14 protein-coding genes are annotated in these 24,152 nt (G+C 61.0%); 4 read left to right on the top strand and 10 right to left on the bottom strand.

The genetic code is table 11. The features are described 5' to 3' along the window. Window positions 1-69 precede the first annotated feature (69 nt). The 8 genes from BFP99_RS06070 to BFP99_RS06035 form a co-directional block, all read right to left on the bottom strand. Entirely contained in the window at window positions 70-1,635 is a 1,566-nt protein-coding gene (locus BFP99_RS06070) for a methyl-accepting chemotaxis protein (protein WP_065924732.1), read from the bottom strand. 94 nt (window positions 1,636-1,729) lie between these two features. After that, entirely contained in the window at window positions 1,730-2,917 is a 1,188-nt protein-coding gene (locus BFP99_RS06065) for a glycosyltransferase family 4 protein (RefSeq protein ID WP_065946873.1), read from the bottom strand. After that, complete coding sequence (locus BFP99_RS06060) at window positions 2,914-4,125, bottom strand: glycosyltransferase (RefSeq protein WP_065924730.1); 1,212 nt, start codon at window positions 4,123-4,125, stop codon at window positions 2,914-2,916. Before BFP99_RS06060 ends, BFP99_RS06065 begins: the two co-directional genes overlap by 4 nt. Window positions 4,126-4,153: 28 nt before the next feature. After that, window positions 4,154-4,975, bottom strand: coding sequence for a hypothetical protein (locus BFP99_RS06055; protein WP_065924729.1), 822 nt, complete (start codon window positions 4,973-4,975; stop codon window positions 4,154-4,156). Next, a complete protein-coding gene (locus BFP99_RS06050) occupies window positions 4,959-9,287 on the bottom strand; it encodes a methyltransferase domain-containing protein (RefSeq protein WP_065946872.1) in 4,329 nt (1,442 codons plus the stop codon). The genes BFP99_RS06055 and BFP99_RS06050 overlap by 17 nt, the downstream gene beginning before the upstream one ends. Window positions 9,288-9,289: 2 nt before the next feature. Continuing rightward, on the bottom strand, window positions 9,290-10,552 hold the full coding sequence (gene wecC / locus BFP99_RS06045; RefSeq protein ID WP_065924727.1) for a UDP-N-acetyl-D-mannosamine dehydrogenase: 1,263 nt from the start codon (window positions 10,550-10,552) through the stop codon (window positions 9,290-9,292). Continuing rightward, on the bottom strand, window positions 10,549-11,700 hold the full coding sequence (gene wecB / locus BFP99_RS06040) for a non-hydrolyzing UDP-N-acetylglucosamine 2-epimerase (protein ID WP_065924726.1): 1,152 nt from the start codon (window positions 11,698-11,700) through the stop codon (window positions 10,549-10,551). The genes wecC and wecB overlap by 4 nt, the downstream gene beginning before the upstream one ends. A 232-nt stretch (window positions 11,701-11,932) precedes the next feature. Further along, window positions 11,933-12,724: a CPBP family intramembrane glutamic endopeptidase gene (locus BFP99_RS06035; protein WP_065946871.1), complete on the bottom strand. Its 792-nt coding sequence runs from the start codon at window positions 12,722-12,724 to the stop codon at window positions 11,933-11,935. 425 nt (window positions 12,725-13,149) lie between these two features. Between BFP99_RS06035 and BFP99_RS06030 the strand changes: the two genes are divergently transcribed. Next, window positions 13,150-14,010: a DMT family transporter gene (locus tag BFP99_RS06030; RefSeq protein WP_065946870.1), complete on the top strand. Its 861-nt coding sequence runs from the start codon at window positions 13,150-13,152 to the stop codon at window positions 14,008-14,010. A 30-nt stretch (window positions 14,011-14,040) separates the two neighbouring features. On the opposite strand, the gene BFP99_RS06025 is transcribed toward BFP99_RS06030, so the two are convergent. Both BFP99_RS06025 and BFP99_RS06020 read right to left on the bottom strand, forming a co-directional pair. Continuing rightward, window positions 14,041-14,925, bottom strand: a complete 885-nt coding sequence (locus tag BFP99_RS06025) for a DMT family transporter (protein ID WP_065924723.1) — start codon at window positions 14,923-14,925, stop codon at window positions 14,041-14,043. A 52-nt stretch (window positions 14,926-14,977) separates the two neighbouring features. After that, window positions 14,978-16,588, bottom strand: coding sequence for a methyl-accepting chemotaxis protein (locus BFP99_RS06020; protein ID WP_370737639.1), 1,611 nt, complete (start codon window positions 16,586-16,588; stop codon window positions 14,978-14,980). 405 nt (window positions 16,589-16,993) lie between these two features. Here BFP99_RS06020 and aceK point away from each other — a divergent pair, with 405 nt between their 5' ends. The 3 genes from aceK to BFP99_RS06005 all read left to right on the top strand — a co-directional run bounded on the left by aceK (window position 16,994) and on the right by BFP99_RS06005 (window position 24,147). Next, window positions 16,994-18,709 (top strand): bifunctional isocitrate dehydrogenase kinase/phosphatase, encoded by a 1,716-nt coding sequence (gene aceK, locus BFP99_RS06015; protein ID WP_065946868.1) that lies wholly within the window; start codon window positions 16,994-16,996, stop codon window positions 18,707-18,709. A 118-nt stretch (window positions 18,710-18,827) separates the two neighbouring features. Next, window positions 18,828-22,739 carry an ATP-dependent RNA helicase HrpA gene (gene hrpA, locus BFP99_RS06010; protein ID WP_065946867.1) on the top strand — a complete coding sequence of 1,304 codons (3,912 nt, stop codon included), beginning with the start codon at window positions 18,828-18,830 and terminating at the stop codon, window positions 22,737-22,739. Between the two features lie 286 nt (window positions 22,740-23,025). Further along, on the top strand, window positions 23,026-24,147 hold the full coding sequence (locus tag BFP99_RS06005; protein WP_065946866.1) for a beta-ketoacyl-ACP synthase III: 1,122 nt from the start codon (window positions 23,026-23,028) through the stop codon (window positions 24,145-24,147). Window positions 24,148-24,152: the final 5 nt, after the last annotated feature.

The raw sequence follows: 24,152 nt of genomic DNA, 5'->3' as shown, positions 1-24,152 counted from the left end.
CCACATTCGACCGCATTCCAAGGGATGTACGCGGTTAACTGTGGGAGGGGGCTTGCTCCCGATATCGGTCTACCGGTTGAAACGCTCGACCAACGAATACTGGGTATTCGCCGTATGCGTCAGCTCTTCACTCAACTGCGCCGAGTTCAACGCCTGCTCCGAGGTCTGATCTGCCAACAGCGCAATGGTGCTGATATTGCGGCTGATCTCTTCGGCCACCGAGCTTTGCTCTTCGGTGGCGGCCGCGATCTGGGTGGTCATGTCGGTGATATGCGCCACCGCTTCACTGATGCCCACCAATGCCTGGTCCGCCTCCATTACCCGCGCCACGCCCTCTTCGGCCTGGCGATGCCCGGTGTCCATGGTTTGCACGGCAGCGGCAGCAGTTTGCTGCAGCTTGGCGATCAGGGCATGGATCTGCCCGGTCGACTCAGCCGTGCGCTGCGCCAGTTGGCGCACTTCATCGGCGACCACCGCAAACCCACGGCCCATCTCACCGGCTCGCGCCGCTTCAATGGCGGCGTTGAGCGCCAGCAGGTTGGTCTGGTCGGCAATGCCTTTGATCACGTCGACTACGCCGCCGATCTCGTCGCTGTCCTTGGCCAGTTGGGTGACGGTCACGCCGGTCTCGCCCACGGCCACCGACAGACGCTGAATCGCCTCGCGGGTTTCCCCGGCAATATCGCGACCGCGACCGGTCAGGCGATTGGCTTCCTGGGTCGCATCGGCCGTGCGCTGCACATGGCTGGCCACTTCCTGGGTGGTCGCCGCCATCTGGTTGACCGCCGTGGCCACCTGCTCGGTTTCCACGCGCTGGCGTTCCAGGCCGCTGGAGCTGTTATGCGCCAGGGTATTGGACTGCGCCGCCTGGTCGTTGAGGTGCTCGGCAGTGTCCTGCAAGCGCGTCAGGCAGGTCTTCAGGCGTGCCTCCTGGCTGAGAATGGACATCTCCAGGCGCGCCTGGGCACCACGGCTGTCGGTGTACATCTGCGCGATCAACGGGTCGGAGGTGGTCTGCTCGGCCAGGCGCAGCAGGCGCTTGAGGCCGCGCTGTTGCCAGCTCAGGCCCAGCAGCCCCAATGGCACCGACAAACCCGCCGCCAGGGCAAAGCCCCAGTGGGAGTTGAGCGACGCACCGATCATGAAGCTCAACTGGCTGATCAGGATAAACGGCAGCCAGTCCTGCAACACCGGCAGCCACTTGTCCCGCTGGGGGACGGCCGACTTGCCCTGGTTGATGCGTTGGTAGAGCGCTTCGGCACGGCGGATCTGCTCGGCGGTGGGCTTGATGCGCACCGATTCGTAGCCGACCACCTGGTTGCCTTCGAAGACCGGCGTCACATAGGCGTTGACCCAGTAGTGATCGCCCGTCCTGCAGCGGTTCTTAACGATGCCCATCCATGGCAAGCCTTGTTTGAGCGTGGTCCACATATGCCCGAACACGGCCGCTGGCACGTCCGGGTGACGGACCAGGTTGTGCGGGGCGCGCACCAGTTCGTCGCGAGAGAACCCACTGATTTCGACAAACGCGTCGTTGCAGTAGGTGATCACGCCTTTGGCATCTGTGGTGGAGATCAACCGTTGCTGAGCGGGGAAGGTACGTTCGCGCTGGGTAACGGGCTGGTTATTACGCATGATTGTTCAATCCGCAAGGCTTTCATTGGGTATCGGCGGTAACGGGGGTTTATTTAACTTATTTTTGCAACAATCGGCTTGGCAGTTTCCAGGGTCACGGCTCTTCGGGTGTTGTGGTATCGAGAATGTCCAGAGCCATGCGTTGCTGGATCCTGCTGCGGGAATACTCCCGTAGAAATGCCGCTCGGTCGGTGCTACCCAGATCAAGACGGGCGAGTGCGGCAACGGCAGCGTCCGGGTTTGCGGGGGCAAACACGCAAGCATTGGGAATATGGTTAAGAGTGAACGCTTTTGAATAGCCTTCCAGCCCCGCCAGGATTGGCTTTCCAGTGGCTGCATATTCAAACAGCTTGGAAGGGATGACCTTCAAGAATGCCTTAAAGCTATTAAGGTGCAAAAAAAGCACATCCGCTTGCTGATAGTAGTGAATCAGTCTATGGCGAGGCATGGGAGGAATAAGCTCGACATTCCTTACGTTTCTTTTGATCAGCGCCTCGCTCAGTTTTTTCATCGTGCTGCCATCGCCAATGACGTAGAAACAGGCCCTGTCTGCCAGCCGTTCGGCCAGGGGGGGCAGGATTTTTTCCAGGCCTTGGCCGGCGCCGACATTGCCAGCGTAGACGATCTTCAGCAGGCGTGTCGGGTCGTCAGGCGGTTCGGTATGGAAGGGGGTTTCAAGAAACAGATCATCCACACCGTTGGTGTAGGTTGAGAAGGTCTTGTGTGGATAACGAGGCGCGAAGTAACTCAGGAAGCCGGGGGATACCAGGTTGACCCGCGTCGCATACCCAAGGGTGATTTTTTCCAGGCGGGAAAACAGCCGTGCCAGGAGCTTGCCGACAATACCGGGGAAAAGCTCGGGCAGGACGTCGACAAAGATATCGCGAATATCCAGATAGAGAGGCGCGTGTTTTTTGCGCGCGATGGCGGCGCCCAGTGCGGCCGTCATCAGCCGCGAAGAGGTGGCCACGATCACGTCATACGGCTTACCCTTCACGGCCTGAAGGACGCCGCAGGCATAGTGGGCAAACCCCCAGGCCTGGCCCCATGCGCTGAATCTGTGCGCGGGGAGGCCGATGCGGGTGACGGACAGCTTCGGCTGATGCGCGGTGTGGGCAGGGGCAGCCTCATAGGACGGGTAGCGGTTTGGCTGGGTGGTCAGCACGTCGATCTCTATCTCACCGTTACCGTGGGTGAGCAAGGCCTTGACCAACGCCTCGACGCGAAATGCCGACAGATCGGGCGGAAAGTAATAGCTCAATATGAGAATGCGCTTGGTCATGCGCGCACCTCGGTTTTACGCCGCAGTACACGCTCGTACAGCGCCACCAGCGTGCTTTCCTGCCGCTCCCAATTTAAATGCAAGGCGGCATTTTTCGCGTTTTGCGCCAGTGCCTGACGCAATAACGGCTCATCGATCAGGCGCTGCAGTGCGGTGCGCAGTGATTGCTCCGAGCCTGCCGGTACCAAAAGTCCTACGGAGTAGGCCCGGACAATCTTGCGAATCTCCGGAAAGTCCGTGGCCACCACGGGCAGCCCGGCGATGACATATTCAAATAATTTGTTCGAGTCGGTGGTGAAGTGGTTCAGGCAGGTATTTTCGATCGGCTGCACACCGATATCGGCTGATGCGGTGTAGCTGGGCAAATCCGCCAGTGCAACGGTCGGGATAAAGTGCACTCGGTCTGTCAGGCCAAGTTCCGTGCGCAATGCCATCAAGGCAGGGGTAAGCCTGCCGCTCCCGATCAATACAAGGTAAGCGCCTTGCAACGACGCCGCCACGCGTAGCAAGCGTTCCAGCCCGCGCCCCTGTTGAAGGCCGCCCTGATAGACAACGATGGGCCAGGGGTGTTGCAAGCCCAACTCAAGACGAATCCTCTGGCCGGGCGAGGAGGCGCTCAGACAGGGGCGGTTTTGCAGTACCAGCGGGCGGGCGATTCCATAGGCCCTGGCAAAAAACCTGGCCCGGCTTTGCGTGGTGGTAATGATGCCTTCGGCCCTGGGCATCAAGGTTTTTTCGATACAACCTACCCAGCTGCGAAAGCGCGCATACCCCTCGCGGCTGGTGCTGATTTCGTGGGCGTCATACACCAGCCTGGCGCCGCTGAGCCGGGCCGCCAGCCAGGCGGTGGGCAGGGTATTGACGTCGTGGGCATGCACCACCGCAGCGCGATGCAGGGCGATGCGTAGCAGCAGCCCTGCATGTACCCAAAGCCGCGAAAGAATGCGTCGCAGGGGCATCGATTGTTCGGCTGCGAACGGGCCTGGCGATGGGTGCGATCCGGCGTTGGCCGCACGCCAGCGCACGCTGCGCGCTACGCGTACCACACGGATGCCTTCGGCCAGCACCTCCTTGCGATGCGTCACGCCGGGCGCATGCAGGGCGAACACGGTGACTTGATAACCGGCTGCCTGGAGTGTCCGGGCTTGCTTCAATACGCGGGCGTCGTTGCGAAACTCATTCCAGACGATCATGGCGATGCGGGGCACGGGAGATTCCTGTTGATGTGGACGGGGTTCAGCGAGTCGGGTGGAGGGCGAGAAACATCCGATTGATGCTCGGGGCGTGGGTGTTCAGGTAAAGAATGTCCTGGGTCAGGACCTTCAGTCTGCTGAGGCTTTGACGTATCAGGATCAGCGCTATCAGCGCGATGTACAGGTGGGGAGGCGTCAGGCAGAGAAAGTCGACAATGATGAAGGCGAATGCCGCCAGAAAGCCCATTGAGTAAAACGCATCGGCCACCGTGAGTGGGTGACGGGAGAGTACCGCGTGCACACGTTGGCTACGGTTGTTCAAGCCAATCAGCACAGCTGCAGCGAGCACGGAATAAGTCAGGCCGATCGCCAGGAGAGACGGGTAGAGGTAGAGCAACACGCAGAAGACGATCAGGGTAAACATGGCGTCCGATAAACCCCGCGCAAACCTGGAAAATGTCCTGGCTGCCAGGGCCAATTGGGTTTTTAGCCGCGCAGGTTCGGCACCGCCGTCTATCAGGGCGCGTGCCCCCGCCCTTGAGTAACGGGAGGCCATGAACCCGGCGCCCAGGTAAAAAGCGTAAAGGATCACCGTCAACAGACCGAGCCCGATGATCAGGGCGGTTTGATCGAGGCCTTTCAACGGGGGTGGCAAATAGGCGGGGACCGTCTCTGAACCGAGCAGGATGACAATCTTGATCGGCAGGAAGTACGTCGTTATCAACAACACTTGTGCGCAGAAATGTGCGGCATGGGCCATCAACACCGCACGTGGAGCGATGCTCATGAGGTTCTGGCCCAGGCGTACGCACCAGAGAAGTGCCGACAGGATACGGTATTGCAATGCCTTAACGTCTCGGCTCACCGTGGGGTTCCCGTATCAGGCTTAGTTCGGACGCGGAGATCAAATGCATAGCGCTTTGCGCAAGCACGCGTTGCCTGGCGTTGAATGATTTCGCCCTGAATATTTCCGGGTTGAAAAACAGTGTTTCTATTCCTTCGGCGAGCCCGGTGAAACTCTCGGGGGCCGATAGAAAACCGCAGTCGTCGTCAACAAACTCAGGGATGGCCCCGACCCGATTAGTCAAAGGGACCAGGCCCGAAGCCATGGCTTCGTCACGCGATACCCCTTGTGTGTCCATGCGGCTGGGGCACAGAAACACGCCATAGTGTTTGTGCAGGTCGGCGATCTCGGATTGTTTCAAATAGCGTTTTTCGAGGGTGACGTTCGGGTACTGACGCAGCGGTGCGAGGGTTTCTTCAAACAAAGGTCCGTCACCGACCATCAGGAACTCAAGTTCGTTGAACCATGGCTTGGTCGCCAGCATTTGAATGGTTTTGACGCTCAGGTCGTTGGCGTAGGTGCGTGACACATAGGGGCGGATCGAGAGGATTTTCTTGCGCTGCTCAGGCGGTTTTTCCTGATAGGCAAACAGCCGCGTATTGATGGGGTTGTGGATCACTCGGTATTGACCCCTCGGCAACCTGAACCCCAGGTCTTCCATGACGTCTTCGGCAAACTGTCGGGAGACGAATACCAGTTGCAGATTGGGCGGCATGGGTTGCAAAAGGCTGAGCCAGAACCCCATGCGTCGTTCACTGTCGAGCTTGGCCAGTTGCAACAGTGTTTCGTCGCCATAGTTGTAAGCCCGGCGCCACCAGGGTTGGATCTCCGCGCCGTGTACCCAGGCAATCACCCGGAGGCGGGGCAAGTAGGGGCGCACTATTTCCCACATCTGCGGATCCAGGAAGTGCACCAGCAGTGTCGTGTACTGTCCGCTGTCCAGCATGCTTGCCAGGGCGCTGCCCGGGCCGGTCACCACGTCGACATTTTCAAATTCGTGATAACTGATCGACTCGTCGGGGCGCAGACGAAAGACATCTACCGGCAGGCCCTGTTCCTGATAGGCCATGACACGGGTATGAATAAAGCCATTACGGTACAGGTCGTCATAGGCCGGGTAGTGGTTGGTCAGCAGCAGGTGCGCGGCCTTGGCGAGGAGGTGGAAGGGTTGGATTTCCCGGTGTCCTTGAACCAGTGCCTTGATCGTCGTGCTGCCGCTGCCGTGGGCCCGCAGGCCCAGGCGCAGGTACGCTGTCTCGGGCGGTATATCCCAGGCCTGATTGCGATTGGCCTGCTGCATGACATGGCTGATCCGTTGTTTCTGCGCATCCAGATACAGCACGACCAGTTGCAGGTTCAGGCCCGGCGTGGCATCGAGCAGCAATCTCAAGGTGTCGTCGGCCTGTTTCAGGTGGGCAACGTTCAACTCGTGCCTGGCGTAGTGATATTCATGTTTTCCGTCCGCGAGGGAGGAGTCGATATGCCAGGTGCCGCCTTCGACCTGCGCGCGCAGATACTTGCTGCGCAGCGGGCCGAACAGTTCTGACAGGTCCCGGCCGTTGCTCAGCGGGCCAGTAGTATCTGCACTCAATGGCGGGATCGTTTCACTGCTGCGCTGGAGATGCTGGAGGCTGATTCCGCTGTTCAGCTCGAGGTCATCCACCACCGCAACGACGTGCTGTCGATCAGTGCCCGCGGCGTTTTCGCAGTAGTTGAACGCATCGATCGCGAGGGATCGAGGGTGGGTGTAGGTGAGCGCCGGGAGGCTTTCCAGCCAGGCTCGGGCGGGCTGTTGTGCCAGCACTTCTGTCTTGATCAAGGCCCGACGTGCCGCTATCCCGGTGGCACAGCGGTATTCCTGGCCTGGGTTGATCAGGCGTATATCCCGTTCGTCCGCGGCATGGTGCGCCATCTTGCCGATCACCCGGGCCTTGCTGTAACGCGTGGCCAAGGCCAGGTCGAGCAAGTAGTGAGGGCCGTAGTAGTCCACGGCAAGCATGGCGCCGAACCAGTCGGCGCCGCCTGCCAGCTCGCCGAGGGTGAGTTTGTCCAGCTGTTTGCGCTCAATCAGTTGCAAGCGCGGGTCAACGGTGGCGGGCTGCCTTGCCGGCGCGTCGCTTACCGCGACATACAGCTTGACGCGGGGGTAGCGCTGACGCCGCAGATGCTCAATGAGGGCCTGCAATTGAGCCTCGTCGGCCGCGTCAGCGACCAGGCAAATCGTCGGCAGTGGCAGGTCATGCACGCGATGGGTCACCTTGTTCATCACATACATCAAACGGTGGGCATAGGTGTGTTCCAGCATCACCTTTCGCAGCCCTGCCAACCGCAGCCTGGCGTGTCCAGCGGGCGTGCCGAGGCGACGCAAGACCTCCTGGCCGTTGTCGCTGCAGATGACCAGGTCGCCCATCAGCACACGCAGGCCGCGAGAAAAATTGCTGACGGTCAGGGTGTTGGAACCCAGCAATTCAAAGGCACGACGGGCGAACATGGATTGCGACTGTTTGACCGAATTGAGATTGATCGCATACCGGTAGCCCTTGTAAGCCAGGTCTATCTGCGTCGCGTCAAGCGTACCGGCAATGTAGCCCCGATATCGGGCCGGAAACTGATAGTTGGCTTCTGGCTGGCCGAAGTTGCGATCGTAGATTTCCAGCGGACGAAAGCCCGGCAGGGCATTGACGAAGTGTTCCAGGTCCCGCGCCCGTTCGGGGTATCGGCAGTAGTAGGCACCGGCGAAACAGAACGCATCCTTGCGCTCATACAACTCGATCGGGTTGTGCATCGCCGGTTGGCAGGCAAAGGGCAGCAGGTAGACACGCTCATGCCCCAGCGCGCTTTTATAGCGATGAATACAGTCGATATCCGTGGTGAACACCAGGTCGAACTGTGTGGCGGTACCCAGGAACGTCTCGAAGTGCACCGGGTCTTCCTTGTTCCAGAACACCGTTGGCACCTTGTGTTCCCGGCACCACTGCAAGACCTGGCGCAGCTCTGTGCTGTTCTGGGCGATCTTGTTATGCCAGCGGCCATCCTGGCCGCGCCATGCGGATTCGATAAACAGCAGGTCGGGTTGGAACGATTGCAGTTCGGCCAGGCTCTGGTCCGGTGTCAGTTGCAACAGCTCGCATTCATACCGGTAGGCCTCATGGGTAAAGGTGTCCATCACACAGGCCATTCTGAAGGGCTTGGCCGTGTCGTGGGGGGCGAGCAACAGCTGGCTGCGCACATGCTCTGCATCCGCCAGCGGAGTGGGGGCCGGCGTTACAAGGAAAACGGCGGTGCCAGGCAGCGCCGGTGGGATCGCATCATCGCCAGGGGGGGCCGTAGGTGCGTTGCCTTTGCGACGTGCGCGGGCTTGTTGATACAGCTTGAACAAGGCGCCAGGCAAAAGCAGGCATTCACGTAGCGAGCCCACCCCCATACGCAGTTGATACCCCAACTGATAGGTGGTGCTGGCCCGCGTCTTGATCAAGCGATTTTCCAGCAGGTGGCACCTGGCGTTTGTGCGCTGCAGATTGGCGGTCAGGACCTCTATTTGCGCTTGCTGCCGGGTATTGCACTCGGTTGAGTACGCCAGTTCGTTCTTGAGTTGCTGAATGCGCTCAGTCGCTTCACGGTATTTCTGATTGACCTGTTCCCGCTGTTGGCGACCGCCGGCTACCTGGCCTAGCAGGTTACGCTCGACGGACTCGAACGCCGCTTCCAGTTGACGTAGATGCTCGACACCCAGCGAACAGCCCTCGGGTTCTGTTTTGATGGCGACCATTCCCACCCACTTGCCCAGCATTTCGACCTGGATGACCTGCAGGTACGCACTCAACAGCCGAAAGGGTTCCAGCAGGTAGAACGTGTGCTTGTGGTCAAGGAAGTCATTCACCCCGAACGGCACGGTGATGATCAGCCGGCCACGCGGCTTGAGCATCGATGCGGCTTTTTCGACGAAGGTTGCCGGGTGGATGAGGTGCTCAAGCACTTCACTGATCACGATGCTGTCAGGTTCCAAGCCCTGGGTGTCCAGCGACATAAAGTCTGCATTCAAGTAGCGGACGTTGCGCTGCACGTGATCGGGTTCGGCCCTCAGGTAATCTTTGGCCTGCTCGAACGCCCTGGGGTCGTTATCCACGCCCGTGACCCTGTGGCCTTCACGGGCCAGCAACACGGGGATAATGCCCTGGGAGCAGCCTATGTCGAGTATTGTCCTGCCGGTGACCTGTGCGCAGATCCAATGGATCCGCGCACGGGTTTCCTGCATGAAGTGTTCGCCCAGCTTGCCGTAATAGGCTTCCATGACACGATCATGGGTATCGGCGAGTGGCGGTGGATTATTCATCGTCAGTTCGCCAGTACGCCGGCAGCATCAATCACCACGCCGTTGCTATGTCGCGCTGACATGGATCTGAACTCGCGATGCCCGACCAGCAACACATGGATATGGGCGCTGTCCCAGGCACAGGCCACGTCGGTCAGGGAATGGCCAGTCAGGTCGTCGGGCAGTGCATCGATATTGGGCTCGACCAGCAGCAGCGTTATCCCCAGTTCGTTGGCCAACTGGCGGGCAATGCCAAGTGCCGGGCTTTCGCGCAGGTCGTCGATGTCTGCCTTGAACGCCAGGCCATAGCAGGCAATTCGCACGTTGTGCGCGCACAGCCCGGGGTGCTTGAACAAAAGGTTGGCCACCGCCACCTTGACTTGCTGGATGACCCACTGGGGTTTGCTGTCGTTGACCAGGCGTGCGGTGCGGATCAACAGCGCCAGGTCCGGTGTTTTACTGACGATGAACCACGGGTCCACCGCTATACAGTGCCCACCGACGCCAGGCCCGGGCTGCAGGATATTCACACGCGGATGATGGTTGGCCAGGCGGATCAGCTCCCATGGGTCGATCTTCAACTGTGCGCAGATCATCGAGAGTTCGTTGGCGAAGGCGATATTGACGTCGCGGAAACTGTTTTCGGTCAGCTTGCACATTTCCGCGGTGCGTGTGTCAGTGACAATGCACTGGCCTTCGACAAACTGCTGGTAAAGCCGTACTGCTGCGGCTGAGCAGGCATCGGTCATGCCCCCGATGATGCGGTCATTGCTGACCAATTCCCTCAAGACATGCCCTGGCAGTACCCGTTCGGGGCAGTGGGCGATGCGGATGTCACTGGCTTGCTGATGGGTGGTGGGAAAGGTCAGGTCCGGACGCACACTGGCCAGCCATTTCACCATCAGTTCGGTGGTACCGACCGGAGAAGTCGACTCCAGGATCACGAGGTCGTGCTTTTTCAGCACCGGGGCGATGGCACGGCAGGCTGCTTCTATATAGCTCAGGTCTGGCTCGCGGTTTTCCAGGAATGGGGTGGGCACGGCGATCAGGAAGGCATCCGCCGGCTCCGGCCGGGTTGTCGCCCGCAGGTAGCCGTGGCTGACCGCCGAGCGGACCAACCGGTCCAGATCGGGCTCTATGATATGCACTTGGCCGAGATTGATGAGGTCCACGATATGCGGGTTTATATCGACGCCAATGACTGTTCGTTGCGGCGAGGCAAACAGCGCGGCGGTGGGCAAGCCGATATAACCCAGGCCGAGGACGCAGAGTGTCGGCATGCTCATGCCGCTGCCTCGTTTTTTCGCCAGGTTGCGATCAGAACTTCGCGAATGCGTGTGCACGCTCTGCCGTCACCGTAGGGGTTGTGGGCATTACTCATCTCCCGATAAGCCGCTTCATCGCTGAGCAACTCCCTGAGGTGGTGAGTAATGCTTGCGATCTCCGTGCCCACCAGCCGCGCCGTCCCGGCATCGACTGCCTCGGGGCGTTCAGTCGTGTCACGCATCACCAGCACCGGCTTGCCCAGTGCAGGTGCTTCCTCCTGGATGCCGCCCGAATCCGTGAGGATCAGGTACGCCCGGGTCATCAGGTAGACAAACGGCAGGTAATCCAGCGGCTCGATCAGATGTACATTGCTGATGCTCGCCAGTCGCCGTCGCACGGGTTCCTGCACATTGGGATTCAGGTGCACGGCGTAGACAAAGGTCACCGCCGGGAAATGCGCGGCGGTTTCAGCCAGGGCCTGGCAGATACGTTCAAGACCCTCGCCAAAATTTTCCCGGCGATGGCCTGTCACCAGGACCATCCGCTGGTCTTGGGGCAGAAAGGCAAATTGCCGGTCAAGGCGGCTACGCAGGGGTGATGTCGGGGCGTGGAGTTTCTCTACAACACTGAGCAGTGCATCGATCACCGTATTGCCCGTGACATGAATGCATTCGGCGGCCACCCCCTCATTGATCAGGTTCTGCCGCGAGGTTTGGGTGGGGGCGAAATGCATCGACGCGAGGCTGCCCGTCAGGCGTCGGTTGCCCTCCTCGGGCCAGGGGGAATAAAGGTTGTGGGTACGCAGCCCGGCTTCGATATGGGCAACGGGGATCTGTTGGTAATAGGCCGCCAGACTGGCTGCAAAAGTGGTCGCCGTATCCCCGTGGACGAGGATCACATCGGGTTTGAAGTCTTCCAGGACAGCTTGCAGCCCCTGGATGATTGCCGTCGTCACATCCGTCAGGTTCTGATCCGGCTTCATGATGTTCAAGTCGTAGTCGGGTACCAGTCCAAACAGCTCAAGCACTTGGTCCAGCATCTCCCGGTGCTGCGCCGTGACACACACTCTCGAGTGGAAACGGTCGTCATTTGCGAGATTGATCACCATCGGCGCCATTTTGATGGCTTCCGGGCGGGTGCCGAAGATAGACAGTGTCTTGAGAGGCATGGGGATGGCTTCTTGTATAGCGGGTGAATAAACGCTGGGCCTGAAACGCGGGTGCACAGCTGCCTTCAACGCAGTGCCAGGCGTGTCAGCGCGTGGGGACCGGGTTGTACGGAGTGGGTCGGTAACGAAGGGGGATTCTGCCCAAAGGGCGCGGAGCCGACTACTGACCGTTCGGCTGGTTACGAGGTGTTACCAATGTCGTAAAAGTACCCGCGCCGCGCCGAAGGCAGCCTCAGCCTGCCAGCATTGGATAGGTAAACAACCCGAAGTGAAGCAGATTCAAGCCAAAGTGCGTGGCAATCGCCGCACCCAGCCCGCCAAACCGATACGCCAGGCCATAACCGACCCCGGCGATGCCCGCCAGCAGCGCCCATTGCCACCCTGCACCCACGTGCACCAGGCCGAACAGCAGCGATGCCAGCAGCAGCGCGAGGTTTTCGCCGTAGGGCAACTGTTTGAAGCGTCGGCTCAAGCCGCCTTGAATGTAGCCACGGAACAGGGCTTCTTCCACCAGGGTCACCAGCAACAGGTTGTTGAGTACCCACAGCCAGGCCTGGTCCGGCCATTTCGGCGCCCAACTGATCACGCCCAGCAAGGCTGCGCCACCCAGCGCGACGATGGCGGTAAGGGTCAGTACCAACGCGGTGACGCAGATCGACAGGCGCAACGAACGCCGCGCCACAATCCACGGGCAGGCCAGCAGCAACCAGAAACCAATCAGCGGCTTGTCCTGGTTCAGGTACATCGAGAACGGCACGGCATCAGGCGTAAATCGCTGCGGGTCAATGCCGCGACCGTTATAGAACCCCGGCAGCCAGTGCATCGCCAGGCCTAGCGCCAACACGACAAACAGCCCGTGACCCAGGTAACGCGCCCACGGCGTGCGCTGCTGGCGTACGGCATAGCCGGCGATCAACAGCAAGGCGACGGACACCAGCGCCAGTACGCCCAGTTGCCCGTAGGCCAAGGCCAGCGCATAGCCGATGGAAAGAAGTGCCAGGTACAGCCAGGGCAATGGGAGCATGGGGGAATCCTTGGAAAATACCGGTCGGCATTATAGCGACGGCCCGCGCCCCGAAACGTGAAAACGCCTCCCCGCAAAAGGGCTTGGGCAAGTGATTGCAAAACATGTCATCGGCTGGTTATAGTCCTCGCGTCCTTATCCCTTCAAAAAGATCAGCACATGCCAGCTTCCCTGCGCATAGCGGTAGTCGATTCAGCGGTCAACGCTGTGCGCGTGCCGTGCGCGAACAAGCAGCCTGCGCAGATCAGTCACTACCCCCCACCTGTCAGTAGCACGCCGGTGTACGCAGTCGTATCACCGCCGGGTGTTGGCATTTCGGGCTGATCGGCACGTTGCTGTGCCCGCTCTGCCTGCCTGAAAAAAAACTACTGAATTTCAGCCTCTGCGGTTGAATCGGCTTTTTTGCCTGATTACAGGTGGTAACCATGTCCGTTCTTTCGAAACACTCCGTGGCCGCGGCGGCCTCGACGAGCCTGTTTGTCCTGCTGTGGAGCAGCGGGGCCATCTTCTCCAAGCTGGGCCTGGCCCATGCTTCGCCCTTCGCCTTCCTGCTGATCCGTTTTGCCATCGCCCTGGCGGGGCTGGTGATCCTGGTGCCGGTCCTGCGGTTGAAACTGCCGCGTCCCGGCAAGCCCCTGTTGTACGCGGTGGCAACCGGGTTGGTATTGCTGGGGGCCTATCAGATTTTCTATCTGCTGGCCCTGGACCTCAGCGTCACCCCAGGCGTCATGGCGACCATCATGGGGGTGCAGCCGATCCTCACCGTGGTGCTGATGGAGCGCCAGCGATCCTGGCGCCGGATGTTCGGCCTGAGTCTGGGCCTGGCCGGGCTGATCATGGTGGTCTACCAAGGCATCGGGCTGGCGGGCATGTCCCTGGCCGGGATGCTGTTCGGGCTGCTGGCCCTGGCAAGCATGACCTTCGGCTCGATCATGCAAAAGCGCATCACCGACAACCCCCTTGGCACCCTGCCGGTGCAGTACCTGGCGGGGCTGCTGTTGTGTTCGGTGTTTGTGCCGTTCCAGCCGTTCCACGTTGAACACAACGCCGGCTTTTACCTGCCGGTGCTGTGGATGGGCCTGGTAGTGTCGTTGCTGGCAACGCTGTTGCTGTACCGCCTGATCGCCCGGGGCAACCTGGTGAATGTCACCAGCCTGTTCTACCTGGTGCCGGCGGTGACGGCGGTGATGGATTACCTGATCTTCGGCAATCGGCTCGCGATGCTGAGCCTGTTGGGGATGGGCTTGATCATCATTGGGCTGGTCTTCGTGTTCCGCAAAAACTGATGCCCCCCGTAGGTGCCGGCCAGCCGGCGCCTACGGTTTTCGAGGCCGCAATACCAGCCACAACGCCCCGGCAATCAACACGCCGCCATATAAATGCGCCATCGATAAGGGCTCGTCGAGCAACAACGCCCCCCACAACACGCCGAACGGCGGGATCAGGAAGGTGGTGGTCATCGACCTCACCGGCCCAATCGCGGTGAGCAGCCGGAAGTACAACACGTACGCAAACGCCGTACACACCAGCCCCAACCCCAGCAGCGACGACCAGACCTGCCACCCACCCCAGCTCGCAGGCGGATGGCTGATCGCGCTGTAGGCAAATAACGGCAGCAGAAACAGCGTCGCGCCCAGCATGCTGCCCAGGGCCGCGAGACGACTGTCCAGCCCGCCACGCTGGTCCAGCCAGCGCCTGGCGAGGAACCCGGCAAAGCCATAACAGGTGGTAGCCAACAGGCAAGCCAGTGCGCCCATCAATAATTCCAGGTCAAACGCCACCGGTCCCGCACGGGTCAGCACGCCTACACCGAACAGACCCAGGCACACCCCGGCGATTTTCGACGGGGTGAGGCGTTCGCTGAAAAACAGCCCGCCAATCAACACCCCCATCAACGGCGTGGTGGCATTGAAGATCGCCGAGTAACCCGCCGGCAGCACCTGGGCGGCCACCGAATACATGGTCGCCGGGATCCCCGAGTTGATCACCCCCAGCAACAGGACCGTCTTGAACTTGCCCTGGAAATCCCAGTTCACCCGCGCCATCGCCAGGATCACCAATAGCCCGGCGGCGGCAATCGATACGCGGAAAAATGCGGTCGGCAGCGTGCCGATTTCCGGCGCGATGATGCGCATGAACAGAAAACTCGCGCCCCAGATGGCGGCGAGCCCCAGCAGGTAAAGGGTGTCAACGGGCCTCACGGAACACTCCTACATCAATAAGGCCGCGAGTGTTGCACGCCGCCTTCATTGATTACAGGACAAACCGCGTCACCAGCCCATTCAGGTCCACCGCCAGCCGCGACAGTTCCTGGCTGGCGGCCGAGGTCTGGGTGGCGCCGGCGGCGGTCTGGGTGGACAGGTCGCGGATGTTCACCAGGCTGCGGTCCACATCGCGCGCTACCAGCGCCTGTTGCTCGGCGGCGCTGGCGATCACCAGGTTGCGCTGGCTGATCTGCGAGATGGCGGCGGTGATTTTTTCCAGGGCACTGCCGGCGCTGTTGGCCCGTTGCAAGGTCTGGCCGGCATGCTCGGCGCTGCTGTTCAGCGCCTCGACGGTGGCCTGGGTGCCTTGCTGGATACCGGTGATCATCTGCTCGATTTCTTCGGTGGAGTCCTGGGTGCGCTGTGCCAGCGAACGCACCTCGTCGGCGACGACCGCGAACCCACGCCCGGCTTCACCGGCACGCGCCGCTTCAATCGCGGCGTTGAGCGCCAGCAGGTTGGTTTGCCCGGCAATGCCGCGAATCACTTCCAGCACCTTGCTGATGTCCTGCGCTTGCAGCGCCAGGCCTTCGGCCTTGTTCGAGGCGCCGAGCACTTCGTCCACCAGGTTCTGGATCGAGCTGATGGTTTCGCTGATCTGGTAGTGGCCGTGCTTGCTGTCTTCATCGGAAGCCTGGGACGCCTCGGCGCTGGACACCGCATTACCCGCGACCTCGTCCACTGCCGTGCTCATCTCGGTCACGGCGGTGGCAGCCTGCTCGATTTCATCGTTCTGCGCCTGCAGGCCGCGCGTGCTTTGTTCCATCACCGCGCTCATTTCTTCGGCGGCGGAAGCCAGTTGCTGCGCCGATTCGCTGATGCCTCGGATGGTGGTCTGCAGCTGCGCTTGCATGGTCGCCAGGGCGCTCAGCAATTGCGCGGGTTCGTCATGGCCGTGCACCACGATCGGCTGGCTCAAGTCGCCGGCGGCGATGGTGCGCGCCACGTTCAGGGCCTGGCCGATCGGCGCGGTGATGCTGCGGGTCAGCAGCCAGGCCAGCAGCAAGGTGGCGATCAGTGCGACTGCGATAATCAGGCCGACAATCCACTGTGCGCTCGAATACATCTGTGCGGCCGAATCGGCCGCCGCTTCCACGCCGTTCTGGTTAAAGACGATCAGGTTTTCCAGGCTCTGGCTCAGGATCGTGCCCTGGGGGGCGAGGCGGCTGACGAGCAGGTCGAGGGCGTCTTGCTGTTGATCCTTGTCCACCAACGCAACCATCTGCCCGACGATGGCCAGGTATGTCGCGACATTGGCCTTGAGGGTTTTCAGCAGTTCGCGCTCTTCGTCATTGCTCAGCAAGGTTTCATGGCGCTCGAGCAGGGCTTGCAGTTCGCTGCTGGTGCGGGTGATCAGGCCTCTGCTGGTCTCACGCACGCGAGACTCGTCGGTGCTCACCAGGCGCAGGGACTCCAGGCGGACAGTGGCCACCAAGGCTGCGCTGTCATGGATATTCTCGATGCTCGGCATCCAGGTTTGTTCAATGACCAGCGCGCTTTCCCGCAGCTTGGCCATCTGGCCCAGGCCAAACATTCCCACAATCACCAGCAAGCTGGCCAAAACCCCAAAACTCAGACTGGCACGCAGACCGATCCTCATATTCCTCAATGACATCTCAATGCTCCTTGGGCGATTAGAACCTGCTCCCGGGTCGGTCTTCGGACCTTGTTAGGGTGGGAGAGGGCGCGCTATATATCAAAGTGCCATCAAGGTAGTAATCGGGGTTTCCCTTAGTTGGATCCAAAGCCCTATGGAGGACCCGCGGCCGTTCTGGTTGGCGGTTTTTCGGCTTCTACCTGCCAGGCCACGGCGCTCAAGGCCTGTGGATCAAACGCGGATCGACTGTGAGGTGCGTTTATTGACCGTTCGGTCGAATTAAAAAATTGAAAATAAATGTACGAAATGAACGGAGCTGTACAAGTCAGTGCAAAAAATGACCCTTCTCCTGCCTGCGTACACTGGCTAAGCTCAGGGCATCCCAGATGCCCGCTCGAGGTTTCCCGCATGTCGCCATCCACGCCTGCCCTCGCTATCGCCCGCACTATCCTCGAAGGCTTCGACGATTACCGCGAGCACTTTCGCCAGATCACCGATGGCGCCCGCGAGCGTTTCGAAAAGGCCCAGTGGCAACAGGGGCAGGCGGCATCGGCGGCGCGGATCAACCTGTACGAAGACAAGGTCGGTGAAGTGAGCGCGCGCCTGCGCGCGAACTTCGAGGGCAGCGCATTGCTCGACATTGACCTGTGGCCGCTGGTGAAAAGCGCCTATATCGGCCTGATCGACCTGCGTTTTGACGATGAGCTGTCCGAGACCTGGTACAACTCGATCTTCTGCGGCCTGTTCAGCCATGACCTGATCAGCGACGGCTGCATGTTCATCCACACCACGCGGCCGAGCCTGCGCCGGGCACGGGCGGCACAAACCCATACCTACGCGCCCGCCGGCCAGATTCCCGAGATACTCGCGCAGATTTTTGCCGACTATCGTTTCAGCGAGCCCTACGCCGACCTGGCAACCGACCTGGGTCGCCTCGAAACCCAACTGCGGGAAAACCTGCCGGACTGGGTGTGCAAGGACCCGGACCTCAAGGTCGAGCTGTTTTCCTCGGTGCTCTACCGCAACAAAGGCGCCTACCTCGTCGGGCGCATCTACACCCGCGACGAACAATGGCCCCTGGTGATTCCGCTGCTGCACCGCGAAGGCCAGGGCATCCAGATCGATGCGCTGATCACCGACGAGGCCGAGGTGTCGATCATCTTTTCGTTCACCCGTTCCTACTTCATGGTCGACGTGCCGGTGCCGGCGGAATTTATCGGCTTTCTCAAACGCATCCTGCCGGGCAAGCACATTGCCGAGCTGTACACCTCGATTGGTTTCTACAAACACGGCAAGTCGGAGTTCTACCGCGCGCTGATCAACCACCTGGCCACCACCGACGATCAATTCATCATGGCCCCCGGCGTGCGTGGCATGGTCATGAGCGTGTTCACCCTGCCGGGCTTCAATACCGTGTTCAAGATCATCAAGGACCGTTTTTCACCGTCGAAAAACGTCAACCGCGCCACGGTGATCGAGAAGTACCGCCTGGTCAAAAGCGTCGATCGCGTCGGGCGCATGGCCGATACCCAGGAGTTTGCCGACTTCCGCTTTCCCCTGGGCAAGTTCGAGCCCGAGTGCCTGGCTGAACTGCTGGACGTCGCTGCCGGCACCGTCGAAGTGGAAGGCGATACGGTACTGATCCGCCACTGCTGGACCGAACGGCGCATGACCCCGCTCAACCTCTACCTGGAAAACGCCAACCCCGCCCAGGTGCGCGAAGCCCTGGAAGACTACGGCCTGGCGATCAAGCAACTGGCGGCAGCGAACATCTTCCCCGGCGACATGCTGCTGAAGAACTTCGGCGTCACCCGTCACGGTCGCGTGGTGTTCTACGACTACGACGAAATCTGCTTTCTCACCGAAGCCAACTTCCGCCACATCCCCGCGCCGCGCACGCCCGAGGATGAAATGGCCTCGGAGCCCTGGTACTCCATCGGCCCGCTGGACGTGTTCCCGGAAGAATTCCCGCCGTTCCTGTTCGCCGACGCCGGCCAGCGCAAGCTGTTCGATGAACTGCATGGCGAGCTGTATAACGCTGATTATTGGAAAGGCCTGCAGGATGCGATTCGTGCAGGCAAAGTGATCGATGTCTTCCCTTATAAAAGAAAAGAGCAGCCATAAGCTCAAAGCGGCAAGTAAAAGCAGATCCGCCCTGACTTGCCGCTTGAAGCTTGCCGCTCGCAGCTGCTTTTCTGCGACAATCCGCACCCTGCATAAATAGACGACCTTTGCGTACCCGATGACTGACCAAGCGCCCGCTATCGACCAACTGCTGAAAAACCTCGACCACGCCATGCTCGCCGACCGTCACCGCTTGCGGCGGCAACTGCTTGAGCTGCGCAAGAAGCCCGACGAGGAGAAGCTGGCGCAGTGGGTCACGCGCATGCAGGCGTCCTGCGCCCAGGTCACGGCGCGGCGCGCCAGCCTGCCGGTGATTCGTTACGACGACAGTTTGCCGATCGCGGCCAAGCGCGATGAGATCAAGGACGCGCTGCAAAAGAATCAGGTGCTGATCATTGCCGGCGAAACCGGCTCGGGCAAGACCACCCAGTTGCCGAAGATCTGCCTGGAGATCGGCCGCGGCCAATATGGCCTGATCGGCCATACCCAACCACGCCGGATCGCTGCGCGCAGCGTCGCCAGCCGCGTCGCCGAAGAGTTGGCCACGCCGCTGGGCGCGTTGGTCGGCTATCAGGTGCGCTTCGAAGACCAAAGCGACGCCAACACCCTGATCAAGCTGATGACCGACGGTATCCTGCTGGCGGAAACCCAGAACGACCGTTACCTGGAACGCTACGACACGATCATCGTCGACGAAGCCCACGAACGCAGCCTGAACATCGACTTCCTGCTGGGTTACCTGAAAACCCTGCTGCCGCGTCGTCCGGACCTGAAAGTTATCATCACTTCGGCGACCATCGACCTGGAGCGTTTTTCCAAGCACTTCGACGACGCACCGATTGTCGAGGTCTCGGGCCGCACCTTCCCGGTGGACACCTGGTACCGCCCGCTGACCCTGGAACAGGACGAGGAGGGCAACCGTGTCGAAGACGACCTGACCGTCGATCAGGCGATCCTCGCCACCCTCGACGAAATCGCCGCCTATGAGCGCAGCGAACGCCGCAGCCCTGGTGACGTGCTGGTATTTTTGCCCGGCGAGCGCGAGATTCGCGATGCAGCCGAGATGCTGCGCAAGGCCCAGCTCAAGCACACCGAGATCCTGCCGTTGTACGCACGCCTGTCGCCGGCCGAACAGCAGCGCATTTTCCAGTCCCACCCAGGGCGCCGAGTGGTGCTGGCGACCAACGTCGCGGAAACCTCGCTGACGGTGCCGGGCATTCGTTATGTGATCGACAGCGGCACCGCACGCATCAGCCGCTACAGCTACCGCGCCAAGGTGCAACGCCTGCCGATCGAGGCGATTTCCCAGGCCAGTGCCAACCAGCGTAAAGGCCGTTGCGGCCGGGTGGAGCCGGGGATTTGCATTCGCTTGTACAGCGAAGAGGATTTTATCGGCCGTCCGGAATTTACCGATCCCGAGATCCTGCGCACCAACCTCGCCGCCGTCATCCTGCAAATGCTGCATTTGCGCCTCGGCGAAATCACCGACTTCCCGTTTATCGAACCGCCGGATGGCAAGGCCATCAGCGATGGTTTCAACCTGTTGCAGGAACTCTCGGCGGTCGATCGCAACAGCCAGCTCACGCCATTGGGCCGTCAGTTGGCGCGCCTGCCTGTGGACCCGCGCATGGGCCGCATGCTGCTTGAAGCCGCCAAGCTCGGCAGCTTGCAGGAAGTGCTGATCGTGGCCAGCGCCATGTCGATCCAGGACCCGCGCGAGCGCCCACCGGAGCGCCAGCAGGCCGCCGACCAGGCCCACGCACAGTGGAAGGACCCGGACTCGGATTTCGCCGGCTTGGTCAACCTGTGGCGCGGCTTTGAAGAACAGCGCCAGGAACTGACGGCCAGCCCGCTGCGCAACTGGTGCCGCAAGAACTTCCTCAACTACCTGCGCCTGCGCGAGTGGCGCGACTCCCATCGCCAGTTGAGCCTGATCTGCCGCGACATGCAGTTGACCATCAACAAAGAACCGGCGGACTTCCCCAAGCTGCACAAGGCGGTGCTGTCCGGCCTGCTCAGCCAGATCGGCCAGAAGACCGAGGACGGCGATTATCTCGGCGCCCGTCAGCGACGCTTCTGGATTCACCCGTCCTCGGGTATCGGCAAGAAACGCCCGCAATGGCTGATGACCGCCGAACTGGTGGAAACCACCAAGCTGTATGCGCGCATGGTGGCGAAGATCGATGCCGACTGGATCGAACCGCTGGCCGGGCACTTGATCAAGAAAAACCACTTCGAACCCCACTGGGAGAAGAAGCGCGGCCAGGTGGTGGCGTTCGAGCAGATCACCCTGTTCGGGCTGATCGTGGTCGGGCGTCGGCCGGTGCATTACGGGCCGATTGACCCGGTGGTGTCGCGGGAGTTGTTTATTCGCGAAGGCTTGGTGCGTGGCGAGATCCAGTCCCGCGCCAAATGCCTGACGGCCAACCAGCAACTGCTGGAGCAGCTCGACGAACTGGAAGCCAAGGCGCGCCGCCGCGATATCCTGGCCGACGAAGAGACCTTGTACGCGTTCTATGACGCACGGCTGCCGGCGGAGATCCACCAGACCGCCACCTTTGACAGCTGGTACAAGGTCAACAGCCAGAAAGACCCGCAGTTGCTGATCATGCGCGAGGAAGACGTGCTGGCCCGCGAAGCCAGTGAAGTCACTGCCGCCCATTACCCGGACACCCTGCACCTGGGCGATCTGGAACTGGCCCTGAGTTACCACTTCGAACCCAACCACCCCCGCGACGGCGTGACCCTGCGCGTACCGGCACCGCTGCTGCCGGCCTTGCCGCCGGAGCGCCTGGAGTGGCTGGTGCCGGGGCTGATCGAAGCCAAGTGCATCGCCCTGGTGCGCAACCTGCCCAAGGCCCTGCGCAAGAACTTCGTGCCGGTGCCGGATTTCGTCAAGGCGGCGCTGCAGCGCATCGAGTTTGGCCAGGGTTCGCTGCCCCAGGCATTGGGGCGCGAATTGCTGCGCATGACCGGGGCGCGGGTCAGCGATGAGGCCTGGGCCGAAGCGGCGCAGCAGGTGGAAAACCATCTGAAGATGAACCTGGAAGTGGTCGACGGTCAAGGCAAGTTCCTTGGCGAGGGCCGCGACCTGGCCGAGTTGACCGCGCGTTTTGTCGAAGCCAGCCAGGCCGCGCTGGCCGTGCCGCACACCGCGAAAAGCCAGCAGCCGGTGGAGGCCAAGGTGTTCGCGGCGGTGGCCGAGAAAACCCAGCAGAAGATCGCCGGGCTGTCGATGACGGTCTATCCGGCGCTGGTGGAAGAAAACGGCACCGTGAAAGAGGGCCGTTTTTCCACCGCCGCCGAGGCTGAGTTCCAGCACCGCCGTGCGTTGCAACGCCTGTTGATGCAGCAATTGGCGGAACCGGCCAAATTCCTGCGCGGCAAATTGCCCGGCCTCACTGAACTGGGCCTGATGTACCGCGAACTGGGGCGTATCGACGCCCTGGTGGAAGACATCCTGCTGGCCAGCCTCGACACCTGTGTGCTGGAAGGCGAAGCCAGCCTGCCCCGTGACGGTGCCGGTTTGGCGGCGCTGGCTGAACGCAAGCGTGGCAGTTGGACCGAACACGCCGAACGCCTGGCGCGCCTGACCCTGGACGTGCTGAAGCTCTGGCATGGCCTGCAAAAGCGCTTCAAGGGCAAGATCGACCTGGCCCAGGCCGTGGCCCTGAACGACATCAAGCAGCAATTGAGCAACCTGGTGTATCCCGGCTTTGTGCGCGAAACCCCGGCGCAGTGGTTCAAGGAATTGCCGCGTTTTCTCAAGGCCATCGAATTGCGCCTGGAGAAACTGCCTGGCCAGGTGCAAAAGGATCGTGTGTGGAGCAGCGAACTGGGCGGCCTGTGGGCGCAGTACCAGAACCGCTTGAACAAGCACACCCAGGAAGGCAAGCGCGACCCGCAACTGGAGCTGTATCGCTGGTGGTTGGAGGAATACCGGGTGTCGTTGTTTGCCCAGCAGTTGGGGACCAAGGTGCCGATTTCCGACAAGCGCTTGAGCAAGCAGTGGAGCCTGGTCGAGGCCTGATCCCTTTCTCGGTTATCCAGACCAGAGAGGTCCAAATGTGGGAGGGGGCAATCTCCCACATTGAAACTTGATCGCGCTTTGATCAGGGTGTTTATCCGGCATATGGCGCCAAACCCCAGGGTTTGTGGCAAACTTCGCCGCTATAAATGCCGGGATCGTCGCAAAAGTCTGCGGCGCGAAGGAATAAAGCGATGCCAGTTTGATGTCCGCTGGGCGGAATAGAACTACTTACGGTTTGGTACGTCGGTACCAATATCATCTGCCTGACAGATTTAGAGGAACGATCGTGCATAACGTCGTCATCAGCGGCACTGGCCTGTACACCCCGGCCAACAGCATCTCCAACGAAGAGCTGGTGCAGTCTTTCAATACCTATGTGCAACAGTTCAACAGCGACAACGCCGCTGCCATCGAGCGCGGTGAAGTCCAGGCGCTGACGGAGTCGAGCGCTGCGTTCATCGAAAAAGCCTCGGGCATCAAGAGCCGCTTCGTGATGGACAAGGAGGGCATTCTTGACCCGCAGCGCATGGCGCCGCGCCTGCCCGAGCGCAGCAATGACGAGTGGTCGGTGCTTTGCCAGATGGCCATCGGTGCCGCCGAGCAGGCCCTGCAGCGCGCCGGCAAGACTGCCGCCGACATCGATGGTGTGATCGTCGCCTGTTCCAACCTGCAACGTGCCTACCCGGCCATCGCCATCGAAGTCCAGGAAGCCCTTGGCATCGCAGGCTTCGGTTTCGACATGAACGTGGCGTGTTCCTCGGCGACCTTCGGTATCCAGAACGCCGCCAACAGCATCCAGCTGGGCCAGGCCCGGGCGATCCTGATGGTCAACCCGGAAGTCTGCACCGGCCACTTGAACTTCCGCGATCGCGACAGCCACTTTATCTTCGGCGACGCCGCCACGGCCGTCGTCCTCGAGCGCGCCGACCTGGCGACCTCCGCGCATCAGTTCGACGTGGTGAGCACCAAGCTGCTGACCAAGTTCTCCAATAACATCCGCAACAACTTCGGTTTCCTCAACCGCGCGGCGGAAGAGGGCATCGGTGCGCCCGACAAGCTGTTCGTGCAGGAAGGCCGCAAAGTCTTCCGCGACGTGTGCCCGATGGTCGCCGAACTGATCGGCGTGCACCTGGCCGAGAACCAGTTGAACGTGGCCGATGTGAAGCGCTTCTGGCTGCACCAGGCCAACCTGAGCATGAACCACCTGATTGTGAAGAAACTGCTGGGCCGCGAAGCCACGGTGGAAGAAGCACCGGTGATCCTCGATACTTACGCCAACACCAGCTCGGCGGGTTCGGTGATTGCATTCCACACCTACCAGGACGATCTGCCCAAGGGCGCCGTCGCGGTACTCAGTTCGTTTGGCGCAGGCTATTCGATCGGTAGCGTGATCCTGCGCAAGCGTTAAGACAA

It is taken from the genome of Pseudomonas sp. 1 R 17 (genome assembly GCF_900067035.1).
Lineage (GTDB): Bacteria > Pseudomonadota > Gammaproteobacteria > Pseudomonadales > Pseudomonadaceae > Aquipseudomonas > Aquipseudomonas marginalis.
The sequence above is the reverse complement of the archived record's forward strand: the minus strand, read 5'-3'. Positions and strand labels throughout refer to the sequence as shown.

What these genes read in the sequence shown, in the direction of transcription:
- aceK (WP_065946868.1), top strand. Translation starts at nt 16,994, where the DNA reads ATGTCGCCATCCACGCCTGCCCTCGCTATCGCCCGCACTATCCTCGAA.
- BFP99_RS06035 (WP_065946871.1), bottom strand. Translation starts at nt 12,724, where the DNA reads ATGCTCCCATTGCCCTGGCTGTACCTGGCACTTCTTTCCATCGGCTAT.
- BFP99_RS06020 (WP_370737639.1), bottom strand. Translation starts at nt 16,588, where the DNA reads ATGAGGATCGGTCTGCGTGCCAGTCTGAGTTTTGGGGTTTTGGCCAGC.
- wecC (WP_065924727.1), bottom strand. Translation starts at nt 10,552, where the DNA reads ATGAGCATGCCGACACTCTGCGTCCTCGGCCTGGGTTATATCGGCTTG.
- hrpA (WP_065946867.1), top strand. Translation starts at nt 18,828, where the DNA reads ATGACTGACCAAGCGCCCGCTATCGACCAACTGCTGAAAAACCTCGAC.
- BFP99_RS06050 (WP_065946872.1), bottom strand. Translation starts at nt 9,287, where the DNA reads ATGAATAATCCACCGCCACTCGCCGATACCCATGATCGTGTCATGGAA.
- BFP99_RS06070 (WP_065924732.1), bottom strand. Translation starts at nt 1,635, where the DNA reads ATGCGTAATAACCAGCCCGTTACCCAGCGCGAACGTACCTTCCCCGCT.
- BFP99_RS06065 (WP_065946873.1), bottom strand. Translation starts at nt 2,917, where the DNA reads ATGACCAAGCGCATTCTCATATTGAGCTATTACTTTCCGCCCGATCTG.
- BFP99_RS06030 (WP_065946870.1), top strand. Translation starts at nt 13,150, where the DNA reads ATGTCCGTTCTTTCGAAACACTCCGTGGCCGCGGCGGCCTCGACGAGC.
- wecB (WP_065924726.1), bottom strand. Translation starts at nt 11,700, where the DNA reads ATGCCTCTCAAGACACTGTCTATCTTCGGCACCCGCCCGGAAGCCATC.